This is a genomic window from Halorubrum ejinorense (assembly GCF_039522565.1).
Classification (GTDB): domain Archaea; phylum Halobacteriota; class Halobacteria; order Halobacteriales; family Haloferacaceae; genus Halorubrum; species Halorubrum ejinorense.
This window is the reverse complement of sequence record NZ_BAAADQ010000016.1, coordinates 233,590-246,009: the sequence shown is the minus strand read 5'-3', so window position 1 is coordinate 246,009 and position 12,420 is coordinate 233,590. Positions and strand designations below refer to the sequence as shown.

10 protein-coding genes and 1 pseudogene are annotated in these 12,420 nt (G+C 70.6%); 3 read left to right on the top strand and 8 right to left on the bottom strand.

Annotated elements, in window-relative coordinates; genetic code table 11:
- Nucleotides 1-194 precede the first annotated feature (194 nt).
- Nucleotides 195-965 (bottom strand): ribonuclease H-like domain-containing protein, encoded by a 771-nt coding sequence (locus tag ABDZ89_RS16665; protein WP_343780861.1) that lies wholly within the window; start codon nucleotides 963-965, stop codon nucleotides 195-197.
- A gap of 150 nt (nucleotides 966-1,115) precedes the next feature.
- Between ABDZ89_RS16665 and ABDZ89_RS16660 the strand changes: the two genes are divergently transcribed.
- A complete protein-coding gene (locus tag ABDZ89_RS16660) occupies nucleotides 1,116-1,829 on the top strand; it encodes a glycerophosphodiester phosphodiesterase (protein ID WP_343781001.1) in 714 nt (237 codons plus the stop codon).
- A gap of 24 nt (nucleotides 1,830-1,853) precedes the next feature.
- Here the strand turns inward: ABDZ89_RS16660 and ABDZ89_RS16655 are convergent, their stop codons facing one another.
- Nucleotides 1,854-3,605, bottom strand: a complete 1,752-nt coding sequence (locus ABDZ89_RS16655; RefSeq protein ID WP_343780859.1) for an alpha/beta hydrolase family protein — start codon at nucleotides 3,603-3,605, stop codon at nucleotides 1,854-1,856.
- Between the two features lie 265 nt (nucleotides 3,606-3,870).
- On the opposite strand from ABDZ89_RS16655, the gene ABDZ89_RS16650 reads away from it, so the two are divergent.
- The gene (locus ABDZ89_RS16650) at nucleotides 3,871-4,590 is read left to right on the top strand and encodes an SOS response-associated peptidase (RefSeq protein WP_343780856.1); all 720 of its coding nucleotides are present in this window, start codon (nucleotides 3,871-3,873) and stop codon (nucleotides 4,588-4,590) included.
- A 74-nt stretch (nucleotides 4,591-4,664) separates the two neighbouring features.
- Here ABDZ89_RS16650 and ABDZ89_RS16645 read toward each other — a convergent pair whose 3' ends face one another.
- The 5 genes from ABDZ89_RS16645 to ABDZ89_RS16625 all read right to left on the bottom strand — a co-directional run bounded on the left by ABDZ89_RS16645 (nucleotide 4,665) and on the right by ABDZ89_RS16625 (nucleotide 10,122).
- Entirely contained in the window at nucleotides 4,665-5,519 is an 855-nt protein-coding gene (locus ABDZ89_RS16645) for a ZIP family metal transporter (RefSeq protein WP_343780854.1), read from the bottom strand.
- 182 nt (nucleotides 5,520-5,701) lie between these two features.
- Nucleotides 5,702-7,159 (bottom strand): small ribosomal subunit Rsm22 family protein, encoded by a 1,458-nt coding sequence (locus ABDZ89_RS16640; protein WP_343780852.1) that lies wholly within the window; start codon nucleotides 7,157-7,159, stop codon nucleotides 5,702-5,704.
- A gap of 3 nt (nucleotides 7,160-7,162) precedes the next feature.
- The gene (locus ABDZ89_RS16635; RefSeq protein WP_343780850.1) at nucleotides 7,163-7,936 is read right to left on the bottom strand and encodes a prephenate dehydrogenase; all 774 of its coding nucleotides are present in this window, start codon (nucleotides 7,934-7,936) and stop codon (nucleotides 7,163-7,165) included.
- Nucleotides 7,937-8,024: 88 nt separating this feature from the next.
- Complete coding sequence (locus ABDZ89_RS16630) at nucleotides 8,025-9,302, bottom strand: MFS transporter (protein ID WP_343780848.1); 1,278 nt, start codon at nucleotides 9,300-9,302, stop codon at nucleotides 8,025-8,027.
- Nucleotides 9,303-9,396: 94 nt separating this feature from the next.
- A complete protein-coding gene (locus ABDZ89_RS16625; protein WP_343780846.1) occupies nucleotides 9,397-10,122 on the bottom strand; it encodes a DsbA family protein in 726 nt (241 codons plus the stop codon).
- 133 nt (nucleotides 10,123-10,255) lie between these two features.
- Between ABDZ89_RS16625 and ABDZ89_RS16620 the strand changes: the two are divergent.
- Nucleotides 10,256-10,633, top strand: a pseudogene (locus tag ABDZ89_RS16620) (DUF5779 family protein); the annotation flags it as partial.
- Nucleotides 10,634-10,768: 135 nt separating this feature from the next.
- Here ABDZ89_RS16620 and ABDZ89_RS16615 read toward each other — a convergent pair.
- A complete protein-coding gene (locus ABDZ89_RS16615; RefSeq protein WP_343780841.1) occupies nucleotides 10,769-12,385 on the bottom strand; it encodes a long-chain-fatty-acid--CoA ligase in 1,617 nt (538 codons plus the stop codon).
- Nucleotides 12,386-12,420: the final 35 nt, after the last annotated feature.

Below are 12,420 nucleotides of genomic sequence, written 5' to 3'. Positions count from 1 at the left end.
GGACGGACGGCGAGGCCGGGTACGTCGTCGGCAGCGGCGGCGTCGTTCAGGAGCTGACGCCCGACGAACGGTTCGTCCTCGAAACGCCGACCGGCGAGAACCTCAACGCGGTCGACGGAGACGCCGCCGTCGTCGGGTCCAGCGGAATCGTTCGAAGCCGGTAGCGACGCTCCGCCGCGCGGTCCGTCGCCGCCTCAGCTTTCGGGTCCATCGGGGCCGGCGACGAACACCTCGTCGTCGAGCGCCTCGCAGACGGCGTCCGCGAGCGCTCGGAGGTTGACCGCGTCCTCGCGGTTGTACGAGACGAGCGTCGACAGGGCGTCCTCGTCGCCGCGCTCGTACTCCCGCCAGAGCCGGACCGCGTCGCGCCCGGAGATGTCGGGACGGTCGCGGTCGATGCCGAGCTCCTTCTCGATCGGTTTCAGTCCGCCCGAGAGGCCGACTCGCTTCGCGGGGTACATCAGGTCGAGGTGCGGCGTGTCGACGTCGAGGTCGAAGGAGGTCTCCAGGAACGGCACGTCGAAGCGCGCGCCGTTGAACGTCGCGAGCAGACTGGCGTCCGCGAACTGCTCGCGGAGCCGCCGCGCGGTGAGGTCGTCGCCCGCGACGAGCGTCGTCGTCTCGCCGCCCTGATGAAAGCTCACCGTGGTGACCCGGTCGCGCCGCTCGTCGAGGCCGGTCGTCTCGATGTCGAAGAAGCAGGTCTCCTCGCGGAAGTTCTCGTAGAGCCGCCAGCGCTCCCCCGAGGGGAACTCTCGGTCGAAGTAAGCGGCGTCGCCGTCGTCGAGGCGCGCGAGCGCCTCCGCGATGAACGACTCGATCCGGTCCGCGGTCGTCGAGCCGAGTCCGGGCACGTCGACGCCGGAGTCGAACGCGTCCCACGTCGTGACCCCTCGCTCCCAGAGGCGTCGTTCGGTCGTCTCGCCCACCCCCTCGACGGGGATGAAGCTGTTCTCGATGCGCATGTCCGTTCCGGAGCGACGCGCGGTGAAAAAGTCGACGGGAGCGTCGGCGCGGTCACCGACGGGAAAGGCTAACACGGTCCAAGCCCGAGACGAAGCGTGACCGATGGGGACCGAGAGATGAGCGAGGACGTGACCGACGGGGACCGAGGGATGAGCGAGGACGACCGGACGGGGCGCGGCGCGGACGGCGTGGCGCTGATCGGCCACCGCGGCTGCGCCGCCCAGTACCCGGAGAACACGGTGGCGGCGATAGCGCGCGCGTCGCCGCACGTCGACGCCGTCGAGGTCGACGTCCGGCGCTGCGGGAGCGGCGAACTCGTCGTCTGCCACGACGCCGAACTCGACCGGCTGACCGGGGTCACCGGTCGCGTCGCCGACACCGACTGGGACGAACTCCGCGAGCTGACGGTCCTCGACTCGGACGAACCGATCCCGCGGCTCGGCGAGGCGCTGGCCGCCGTGCCGGACGGGACCGCGGTCAACGTCGAACTCAAGGAGGCGGCGGTCGCCGCCGACGCGCTCGAAGTCGCTCGCGGCGCGGACGCGGCGGTGTGGTTCTCGTCGTTTCTCTCGGGGGCACTGGAGTCGCTTCGGGAGCGCGCTCCGGAGACCGACCGGGCGCTGCTCGTCGCCGACAGCGGTCCGGAGCGCGCGGTCGGTCGCGCGGTCGACCTCGGCTGCGTCGCGGTTCACCCCGCCATCGACCTCGCGACCGAGCCGGGCTACGTCGAGGCGGCACACGAGGCCGGACTGGCGGTGAACGCGTGGACCGCGGTCGACGGCGCGGACGCGGCGCGGCTCCTCCGGGCCGGCGTCGACGGGGTTATCGCCGACCGGTGGGACGTGTTCGGGGACCGAGACTGAGGCGGCCGGCGGTCGGTCGCCCCGTCAGAGGGGCAGGTGAGTCGCCTGCGAGGCGACCACGAGCCACGTCACGAGCAGGGCGTTGAGGACGGCCCCCACCCACGCGCGGCCGGTCCGGTGGAAACTGTACGTCGAGACCGCGCCCACGCCGACCAGCACGCCGACGAACTGGAAGGCGATGATGGTCTGGAGCGCGGTGAGCGGCACCGGGAGGGCGCCGGTCGCGAACAGGTACCCGTACTGGACGCCGAGGAAGGCGACGAAGGGACCGGCGAGTAGCGCGACGTTCTCGGCGAGCGCCCGCCGGAGCGACTCGGTCGTCGCCGCGGTCCGGAGTCGGCCGTGGAGCAGGACCTCCAGCGCCACGAAAAAGGCGAGGAACGCCGGGAAGTAGCCGAGACCGACTCGCAGGTGGAGCGCGCTCGGGAGCTTCAACGCGAGGAGCCACGCCCGGAAGTCGAGCCGGAAGACCGCGTCGAACGCGAAAAGCAGCGCGAGCAGCGCGAGCGCGACGCCGCCGGCGATCGCGGCCGACCTGGCCAGCGTCCCGACGCCGTCGCCGGTGTCGAGCCCGTATCGGGCTCGCGCGTCGGCGAGCGTCCGGTCGCTACGGAGGTGCCAGACGCCGACGAGGGCGGCGATGATCGCCGCGTTCCCCAGCATCCACACGGCGATCCCGTTCGTCTCGTTTTGCGGCGTCAGCGCGGTCACCGGGAGCCCCTGTCTCCCGAGGAGCATCAGCGGGTAGTAGGTCACCACCGGGAGGAGCGCGGTCAGGGCGACCGAGAGCCCCCAGCCGCGATCACGCTCCGCGACCGGTTCCGGGAGGGGCCGCGTCGCCGACGCGAGGGGCCCCGTTCCGGACAGCGTCCCGATCACCGGGAAGAGGAACAGGAAGCCGCCGAAGAGCGAGACGGCGGTGCCGAGTTCCTTCCAGTGCCATATCTGGTCGTCCGGGTCGAGCGTCGTGTCACCGCCCGTGGTCCGCTGGATCCACTCCACGACGTGGGCGACGGCGGTGGGCGAGTGGTGCGTTCCGGGGTGGGTCGTCGAGGGCTGGTAGAGGGCCCTGGCGGTCCCCGCCTCGAAGTCGCCGTAGATCCGGCCGGTCTCGATCCGCTCGTCCGTGCCGAAGACGTTCTGAAGCTTCTCGCTTCCCGGCGTGGCCGGCGCGGACTCGGTTCCCCACATCAGTCGGTGGAACTCGTCGTACTCGGCGTACACCACGCCGAGGTTCCGCGGGAAGGTCGCGTTACCGGTCGGCGCGCCGGACGACCCGGTAGCGGACCCGGCGAGAACCATCGACTCGTACGAGTCCGGATGCGCGGCGGCCGCCGCGACCGACGCCCACCCGCCCATCGAGTGGCCTTCGATCGCGATCCGGTCGGGGTCGACGAGTTCGTGTTCCGAGAGGTACTCGAGCGCGGGCGGACCGCCCCAGCCCTGCGAGAACGCCGGCGGGTCGGAGTAGCCGTGCCCCGTCTGGTCGATGGCCAACACGACGTGACCTCGTCTGGCCAGTTCGATCGCGAACGGGGCCTGCGTCTCCTTGCTGTTGATGTACCCGTGGATCGCGAGCACTCCCGGGGCCAGGTCGTCCGCCGCGGCCTCGGGCGGGACGTAGAGGTACCCGTCGATCGTTCCCTGTTCCGTCTCGATCTGTGTCTCTTGGATCGTCACGTCGCCGCCGGCGGTGTGACCCCACCACCCCACGACGCCGCCGACGAGAACCAACCCGATCGCTGCGCCAAACAGTACGAGCGTTCTCTTGTTCATCTTTATCGACAACCGTAGGTTAATCATGAATATTAATTATATAAAAAGGTGGGCGAAACGGACGCTCCCCGGATTAACCGACCCGAGAGGGCCGCCGTACCGCGACAGAGGCAATGAAGGCGAAGGGCCTCGGTCCCGACTCACTCCGGCTCACTGAGAGGCCGAGTCACACGCGGCAGAACGGGCGACCCGCCTGGCGGTGACCGGCCGCGAAAGCGTCGTGCCGCGTCACGAATTTAACTGTCCGCCGCCCTACCGTCGTCTCATGTGTGGCCGCTACACCCTCTTCACCCCCGCCGCCGACCTCGCGGCGCGGTTCGACGCCGACTTCGGCGCCCGCGAGCCGAGCTACAACTGCGCGCCGGGACAGTCGCTTCCCGTGATCACCGACGAGGACCCGGACGAGGCGTCGCGGATGACGTGGGGGCTGACCCCGTCGTGGGCCGACGAGTCGTTCGACCTCATCAACGCCCGCGCCGAGACGGTCCGCGAGAAGCGGAGCTTCGCCGACGCCTTCGAGCGGCGGCGCTGTCTCGTCCCGGCCGACGGGTTCTACGAGTGGGTCGGCGGGGACCGCGGCTCGGGAAAGACGCCCTACCGCGTCGCCTTCGACGACGACCGGCCGTTCGCGATGGCCGGTCTCTACGAGCGGTGGGAGCCGCCGACGCCGGAGACGACCCAGACCGGACTCGACGCCTTCGGCGGCGGGAGCGAGGGCGACGAGGACACCGACGACCCGGAGGTCGTCGAGTCGTTCGCGATCGTGACCACCGAGCCGAACGACCTCGTCGCCGACCTCCATCACCGCATGGCGGTGATCCTCGATCCCGACGCGGGCGAGGAGGCGGCGTGGCTCCGAGGTGACGCGGACGAAGCGGCCGCCCTCCTCGACCCGTACCCGAGCGACGACCTCACGGCGCACCCGGTGTCGACGCGAGTGAACTCGCCGAGCGTCGACGGGCCCGAGCTGATCGAACAGCCCTGAGAACGCGGCGGTGTCGGTCACGGCCGCCTCGTGGACGCGGTGGCCGAGTCCGGCGCGGTCGGTTTGAAAGGGGCTCAGGCGGCCAGCGAGATGTCCAGGTACAGCATGATGATGACGCCTGCCATGAGCCCGAGCGTCGACGTGCGCTCGAACCCGCTCCTGTGCGTCTCGGGGATGATTTCGTCCGAGATCACGAACAACATCGCCCCCGCGGCGAACCCCATTGCGTACGGGAGCAGCGGTTCGATCGTCGCGACGGCGACGGCCCCGAGGACCGCTAACGGTATCTCGACGACGCCCGCCCGAATCCCGGCGACGGCGGCGTACAGCCGACGGTCGAGGCCGGCGTTTATCGCGGCCACGGAGACGGCCAACCCCTCGGGGACGTTCTGGAAGCCGATCGCGAGCATCAACGACAGCGCGCTCCCGAGCTGCGCCGGATCCCCCGCGGCCGCGCCGAACCCGACGCCGACGGCTAACCCCTCGGGCATGTTGTGTAGCGTGATAGCCAAGATGAACAGGACCACTCCGGCCACCCGCTGGTCGGAGACCGGAAGCGTCTCGCTCGGCTTCGCCGCGTCCGTTCGACGGGCCCCGGTCAACAGATAGTGTGCGTGGGGGACGAGTGCGTCCGCCCGGTCGAGAAACAGCGCGCCGATGCCCACGCCGACAAGCGTTGGAATGGGGTTTCCGCCGGAGTACTCCTCGATACCGGGGATTATGAGGCTGGTGAAGGCCGCCGCGAGCATCACGCCGGCCGCGAACCCGAGCAACCCGTTGAGGGCCCGTTCGGACGGGTCCCGCCAGACGAGGATAAGCGACGCGCCGAAGAGGTTCAAGAAAGCGATGACGATACCGCCGGCGAGCGCCTGCACCACTGGTGATGTCCCGACGACACGGACGAACGTCTCGGTGAGTCCAAACGCCATTACACGCCGTTTATCCATGAGGTGCTTATACCTATGCGCGTCGTTCGGACGAGGTTGGCACCGACGCTGACGGTGCGAACAGATCTAGCATCGCGGTGGGCGCCGAGAACGTCACGTTATTCGGCAATTCGGGGCGGTGAAGCTGTGAGAGACGCGTTCCGCAACCGAGCGCCGCGGCCGGTTCAGGACGCGACCAGATCGACGACCGTCTCGTCGTCGACGACGACGTTGTACGCGCCCTCGTCCTCGTTCCAGAGGACGAGCCCGTTCTCGACGAAGACGACCGCGCCGTAGCCGGCCTCCCGTAGGTCGCGGTTCAGCGCGGTCTCCCGCGTACAGACGAGGTAGTGGTCGGTCGCCTGCGAGCCGTCGCCGACGCGGTAGAGCGCGTTGTCGCCCTCGCTCAGGTCGTGACTCAGCTTCACCGCGAGCAGGTTCACCCGGTCGGTGACGTGGCGCTCCGACTCGGCCATGCGCGCGCATCGCTCCGCGCTCGCCTCGATGTCCACCCGACGTTTCCCGTCGGGGCGGAGGATCGAGTAGGCGAACTGGACGTCGACGTTGACGAACTCACCCGGCTCGTCGGTCGTGCCGCGGGCAGCGGCCTCGTCGAGCCGCCGCTGGAACGGCGGGACCGCGAGGTCTGGCGCGATGTCGAACGACCAGCCCGGGTCGCTCGGTATCGCGTCCGGCCACAGCCGCAAGGTCGGGGAGTAGATCTCGGCGTCGCGTCCCGGATCGCCGCCGGAGGCGACGACTTCGCGCTCGATCTGACGGAGCCCGATGGCGGTGTTGCGGTCGGCGGGCGCGAAGGCGACGAGACTCCCGTCGGACGCGAGCGCGTCGAGCGCCGCGTCCGCGACCGCGACCGCGTCGTCGAGCTCGGAGAGCACGTTCCCGAAGAACACGAGATCGAAGGGCTCCTCCGTCGCGGAGTCGGCCGCGTCGCCCTTCTCCGTCCCGAGGAACGCCTCGGCGGTCGTCTCGTGGACCGTCGCGCGGAAGTTGGGGCCAGTCTCCTCCAGCAGTCGGTCGAGGACGCCCGTCGCGTCGCTCGGCTCGACGGCGTGGTACTCGACGGCGGCGTCGTCCGGGAGGTAGTCGTGGAGGCCGAGGGCGGGGCCGCCGACGCCCGCGCCGACGTCGAGGACGCGGAGCGTCCGGTCGAGCAGCCCGTTCTCGGCGAGGTCGTCGAGGACGTATCCGACGGTCGCGTAGTAGGCCGGGAGGTGGTAGATGGCGTAGCCGAGCGCCGCGACCCGGTCGTACTCCACGTCGTTCTCGTAGAGGTAGTCGGCCTTCAGCTGGCGGACGCGCTCGCGGAGCGCCTCGCCGGAGTCCCCGCGGTGCCAGTTGGCGCCGTACTCCGCGACGAGGAGGTCCTCGAGCGCGAACGAATACCGCTCCGGGAGCGCTTCGGGCTCCCAGTTCGGCGGGTCGATCGGCCCCGCTTCGATCGGGACGAACCGCCCGTCCTCGCGCTCGCGGAGCCGGAGGTCGAACGCCTCCTCGCGGAGGGTCTCGCGGACGACCGCCGGGTGCGGCGTCCCCTCGATGTACTCGGCGATCTCCTCGGGGTCGATCGGTCTGACGTTTCGCAGGTAGTTCGCGTTGTTCCGGACCGCTGTTCTGTCGATCATGGGTTACTCGTGTCGGTCTCGCGCGTCGCCGTCGCCGCGGGCGCGCTCGTAGAGGGCGGTGAACGCCGCCTCGTCCGCCGCGGCGATCTCGGCCGCGGCGTCGGCCAGCTCGTCGGCGCCGTCGAAGGCGCGCTGTATCTCGGCGTACACCGCGGGCGACCCCTCGGTGACGGTGTCGGCGACGTCGTCGAGCGCGGCCGACACGGGCGTGTGGAACTCCTCGCGGACCTCGCTCCCGGCGAGTCGCCACGCCAGCACCGCGGCGTGTGCCCCCGCCTGAACCGTCTCCATCGCCTCGTCGTGTTCGGTCGCGGTCGTCTCGAAGACCTCGTTGCCGCCGGCCTCGATCGACTCGGTGATCGCCTCGACCGCGGGGCCGCCGGCGTCGACGACGACCGCGACGTTCCCCGGAACGCGCGGCGGCGCGAACAGCGGGTGGTAGCTCGCGCGTTCGAGCCCGGGGGCGTGTGCTCCCATCGCGTCGATCGCGTCGGTCATCTCGCCGGAGACGTCGACGATCGCCCGCTCCGCGCGGGGCGCGTACGCCTCGACCGCGGCCGGGACCGCCGACATCGGCACCGCGAGACAGACGACGTCGTGGACGGTGTCCCCGTCGGCGGCAACCGTTCGCGCGTCGCGTCCGTCGGCGGCGTCGGCCGCGACGGCCGTGTCGCGGTCGGCGAACGCGACGCTCACGTCGGCGGGCGCGGCGTCGGCCGAGACGGTGTCGGCGACCCAGCGCCCGATCTCACCGGCGCCGACGACGAGGAGGTCCATCGGTTACGCGAACGCAGGTGACGCGCCCGGTAAAAGGACTCGCCTCGGCGCGGACGGGAACGGCGACGGGATCGCACGCGCGGCGCGCTCAGCTCTCCGCGCCGAGTCGGCCGAGGACGCCGGGGCCGGGAGAGAGAGACCGGACCGCCGGGAGCAGCGCGAGCGCGATCCCGAACTCCAGCCCCCCGACGGCGAGGAACGCCGGCGTGTAGCCGAACGCGTCGGTCGCGCTCCCGCCGATGAGGAAACCGGTCAGGAAGCCGAGCGAGCCGAACACGTTGAACAGGCCCATCGCCGCGCCCCGGACCTCGGGGGCGACGAGGTCGGTGACGAGCGCCATCGTGGCCGGGGCCATCAGCGCGCCGCAGACCCCGACGAGCACCATCAGCCCCGCGGCGATCGGATAGACGGGCGCCACACCGACGCCGACGGTGACGACGCCGTACGCGAGCGACCCGGCCACCACGGGGAGGAAGCGCCCGATCCGGTCCGAGAGCGCGCCGAACGGCGACTGAAGCAGCGCGAAGGGGACGAAAAAGAGCGCGAGCGTCGCGCCCGCGCCGGCCGCCGACAGGCCGAACGTCGCCGGGTCCTGGAAGTAGTACACGCCGACCAAGGCGAAGAAGCCGGCCGTGAGGCGGTCGACGAAGCCGAACGCGAGCGGAACGAGGAGGCCGGGGGTCGTCCGCACGCGGGCGAGCACGTCGCGGAAGCCTGCCGTCTCCGCGGCGCCGCTGGCGCTCGTCGCGTCGGCCGACGCGGGCCGCCGGTCGTCGACGGTCGCGGCGAGCAGCCCCGCCGCGGCCAGCACGACCGCGCCGGCGTACACCGGGTACAGCGGACCCAGATCGGCGAGAAACCCGCCGACGACCGACCCGACCGCCGCGCCGAGCCCGATCGCGAGCCCGGCGGCGCCCATGTTCCGGCCGTTGCCGCCGCGCAGGTCCATCAGCAGCGTGATCGACAGCGAGAACGCGGCGATGGTGAGCGCGCCGCCGACCGCTCGGACGAGGAGCGCGGCCTCGAAGCCGAGCCCGAGCCCGGGCAGCGAGGCGAGCGCGACGTACGAGGCCGCGCCGCCGAACGCGCCCACGACGATCAGGGGGACCCGCTCTCCGAGCGCGTCCGAGAGCGCGCCCCAGACGACGGCGAACGTCACGAACGCGCCGAACTCGGCGACGAGAAACCACATCCCGGCGTCGATGCCGGCGGGCGCGCCGAGCGCGACGACGAGGTCCGGCACGCCCGGGTAGAGGAGGACCTGCGAGATCAGCACCGCGAGGACGACCGCGCCGAGTCGCCGGCGGTCCGCGGCGTCGGCCGCGGCTCCGTCGGCGGACGGGTCGGCGTGCCGGTCGTCGCTCATCGGCTTATAAAAGGCGGCGAACGGGCAAAAGATCGACGCTCCGAGGCGTGCGTTTCCGACGCCGACTCGGACGCACTCGAAAGCCGGCCCGCGTTCAGAGCTCGGACTCGATCGCTTCCGCGATCGTCTCGGACCCGTACCCCCCCTGGACCACGTTCCCGTTCACGAAGACGGCCGGAGTTCCCGAGACCCCCATCGACCTGCCCTCGGAGCGGTCGCTCTGGGTGGCCTCCTCGTACGTCGCGAACTTCGCGTCGGTCATCGCCGCGCAGGGGTCGACGCCCGCCGCTTCGGCCGCCGCGCCGAGCGCCTCGCCGCTGTAGTTCCCCTGCGACTCGTAGGCCGCGCCGGCGAACTCGAAGAAGGCCTCGTCGCCGTTTCGAGCGCCCACGCCGCGGGCCGCGCTGGCCACCGGGACCGCCCACGTCTCGTTGACCGGGATCGGGAAGTCCCAGTGCTGGTAGTGGACATCGCCGGTGTCGACGTACTCCTCGCGGATCGTCGGGAAGTGGTTGAGGGTGTAGCTCGCGCAGTGGCCGCAGGTGAAGTCCTCGAACACCTGTACGGTCACGTCGGCGTCGGGATCCCCGAGCGTCGGCCGGTAGTCGAGGTCGGGATCGGCCGGATCGGAGAGTGAACAGTCGTACGATCCCGTATCGAGGCTGAGATCGGTTTCGGCGTCACCGCCGTCGCCGCCGTCGCTACCACCGTCAACGCCGCCACCACCGTCACCGCCGTCACCACCGCCGAGACAGCCGGCGGCGCCGACGACGCCGATCGTCGCACCAGCCGCGAGCAGTGACCGCCGCGTGCGTTCCATAGTCTCGATCGGTCGGGAACGCACTTAACCACACCGTGACTGCCGCGCGGGCACCCGTCGAGGGCAGCGATATCCTCGCACGGCGGTCGCCCGGCTCCCGAACGCTTTTGCCGTCGCCTGTCGACCCCCACGTATGAGCGACTGGGACCTCGACCTGCGGGACGCCGAGGGCCGGATGGACGAGGCGTTCGCTGGCGCCGGCGACGTCGTCCTCGGCGTCTTGGACGGCACGACCGACCCGGAGGAGTGGGTCCGTAGCGTCGACTACGGCAACACGCTCGTCTTGTCGATCGACGGCGACCTCAACGAGCTCGCCGCGGGCTTCGCGCGCGACGTGAAGGACATGGACGGCGACCTGATGCACTTCCGCGGCTTCCTCGTCGTGACGCCGCCCGGCGTGAACATCGACACCGATCGGCTGAGCGGCTCTCGCGGTGACGCGAACGGTCCCGGCGGAGACGGGGGAGACGCCGGCGAGACCGACGGTGAGGAGACCGACGGTGAGGAGGCCGACGGCAACGGCGTCGAAAACGGTGAATCAGGGGGCGACGAGACGGCGAACGACGGGGACGACAGCGCGGACACCGGCGAGAACTGAGCGGCCGCCTCGGCGGCTCGATACGGCTCACCGCGCGGTCGGCTCCGGTTACCCCTCGCCGACCATCCGGTCTTCCTCCTCCCACTCGCGTTCTCGCAGTTCGTACTTCTGGATCTTGCCGGTCGCGGTCGTCGGCAGCTCCTCGACGAACTCCACCTCGCCGGGGGTCTTGTAGTCGGCGACGCGGTCGCGGACGAACGACCTGAGATCCTCGGGCGTCGCGCCCGCGTCGTCGGGGTCGCCGCTCTCCGGGACGACGAACGCCTTCGGGGTCTCGCCCCACCGCTCGTCGGGCGCGGGGATGACGGCGACGTCGGAGACCACGTCGTGTTCGAAGAGGGTGTCCTCCAGTTCGATCGAGGAGATGTTCTCCCCGCCGGAGATGATGATGTCCTTCTTGCGGTCCTGGATCGAGACGAAGCCGTTCTCGTCGACGACGGCCAGATCGCCCATGTGGTAGTACCCCTCCAGCCGCTCCGAGAAGGCGGCCTCGGTGGCCTCGGGCTTGTTCCAGTAGCGGTCCATCACCTGGTTGCCGCGGACGACGATCTCGCCGATCGTCTCGCCGTCGCGGGCCACGTCCTCGCCGTTCTCGTCGACGACGCGCACGTTGGTGCCGAGGTAGCCGATCCCCTGCGTCTTCTTGACCGAGAACCGGTCGGCGGCGTCGTCCTCGTAGTAGCGCTTCGCGTCAGAGGTCGTCACGAGCGGCCCCGTCTCGGTCGCGCCGTACACGTGTTTGAGGTCCCAGCCGAACTCCTCCTCGACGGTCCGGATCGTCGCTTCCGGCGGGGCGGCGCCCGCGGTGGCGACCCGCACGTCGTTGGCGCCGGTCGTCGCGCCGCCGCGGTCGGCGTAGTGGTCGCCGAGCATGTTGAGCACGGTCGGCGCCGCACAGAAGTACGAGACGTCCTCGGTCCGGACCCGGTCGAAGACGCTCTCGACGTCGACGCCGCGGGTACAGACGTGGCGGGCGCCCATGCCCGTGATCGCGTAGATGTGTCCCCAGCCGTTGACGTGGAACATCGGGAGCGTCCAGAGGTACACGTCGTCGTCGGTGATCTCCTGATGGATCGCGATGAGGTACGCGTGGAGCGTCTCGGCGCGGTGCGTGCGACAGACGCCTTTCGGGTCGCCCGTCGTCCCAGAGGTGTAGTTGATCGTTATCACCTCGTCTTCGTCCATCTCCGGACGCTCGTACGCGTCCGGGTCGGCGTCGTCGAGCGCCGCGTCGAACGACTCCCAGTCGCCGTCGACGGCGTCGGCGTCGTTCGTGAGGAACGTCTCGGTCGGCACCTCGTCGCGGACCGCCTCGACGTTCGCGGCGTACTCGGCGTCGGCGTAAATGGCGTCGACGCCGGCGTCCGAGAGCATGTACGCGAAGTCGTCCGGCGTGAGCCGGTAGTTCAGCGGCGTGTGGATCGCCCCGACCTGCATGGCGCCGTAGGCGGCCTCCAAGTGGTAGTGGGTGTTCGGGTCCAACACCGCGACGCGGTCGCCCTTCTCGATACCGCGTTCCTGGAGCGCGGCCGAGAATCGATCGGCGCGTTCGCCGAGTTCCGCGTAGGTGTATCGCGTCCCGTCGACCGCGAGGACGGCTTCCTCGTCGCCGTAGTGTCGACGCGCCCGGTCCAAGAAGTCCGTCGTCAGCAGCGGCTTGTGCATCGTCTATCACTATCGATGATGTGTGAAATCGTTTG

Excerpts from the sequence above, each read along its gene's own strand:
- ABDZ89_RS16665 (WP_343780861.1), bottom strand. The coding sequence starts at position 965 with ATGCGCATCGAGAACAGCTTCATCCCCGTCGAGGGGGTGGGCGAGACG.
- ABDZ89_RS16660 (WP_343781001.1), top strand. The coding sequence starts at position 1,116 with ATGAGCGAGGACGACCGGACGGGGCGCGGCGCGGACGGCGTGGCGCTG.
- ABDZ89_RS16655 (WP_343780859.1), bottom strand. The coding sequence starts at position 3,605 with ATGAACAAGAGAACGCTCGTACTGTTTGGCGCAGCGATCGGGTTGGTT.
- ABDZ89_RS16650 (WP_343780856.1), top strand. The coding sequence starts at position 3,871 with ATGTGTGGCCGCTACACCCTCTTCACCCCCGCCGCCGACCTCGCGGCG.
- ABDZ89_RS16645 (WP_343780854.1), bottom strand. The coding sequence starts at position 5,519 with ATGGCGTTTGGACTCACCGAGACGTTCGTCCGTGTCGTCGGGACATCA.
- ABDZ89_RS16640 (WP_343780852.1), bottom strand. The coding sequence starts at position 7,159 with ATGATCGACAGAACAGCGGTCCGGAACAACGCGAACTACCTGCGAAAC.
- ABDZ89_RS16635 (WP_343780850.1), bottom strand. The coding sequence starts at position 7,936 with ATGGACCTCCTCGTCGTCGGCGCCGGTGAGATCGGGCGCTGGGTCGCC.
- ABDZ89_RS16630 (WP_343780848.1), bottom strand. The coding sequence starts at position 9,302 with ATGAGCGACGACCGGCACGCCGACCCGTCCGCCGACGGAGCCGCGGCC.
- ABDZ89_RS16625 (WP_343780846.1), bottom strand. The coding sequence starts at position 10,122 with ATGGAACGCACGCGGCGGTCACTGCTCGCGGCTGGTGCGACGATCGGC.
- ABDZ89_RS16615 (WP_343780841.1), bottom strand. The coding sequence starts at position 12,385 with ATGCACAAGCCGCTGCTGACGACGGACTTCTTGGACCGGGCGCGTCGA.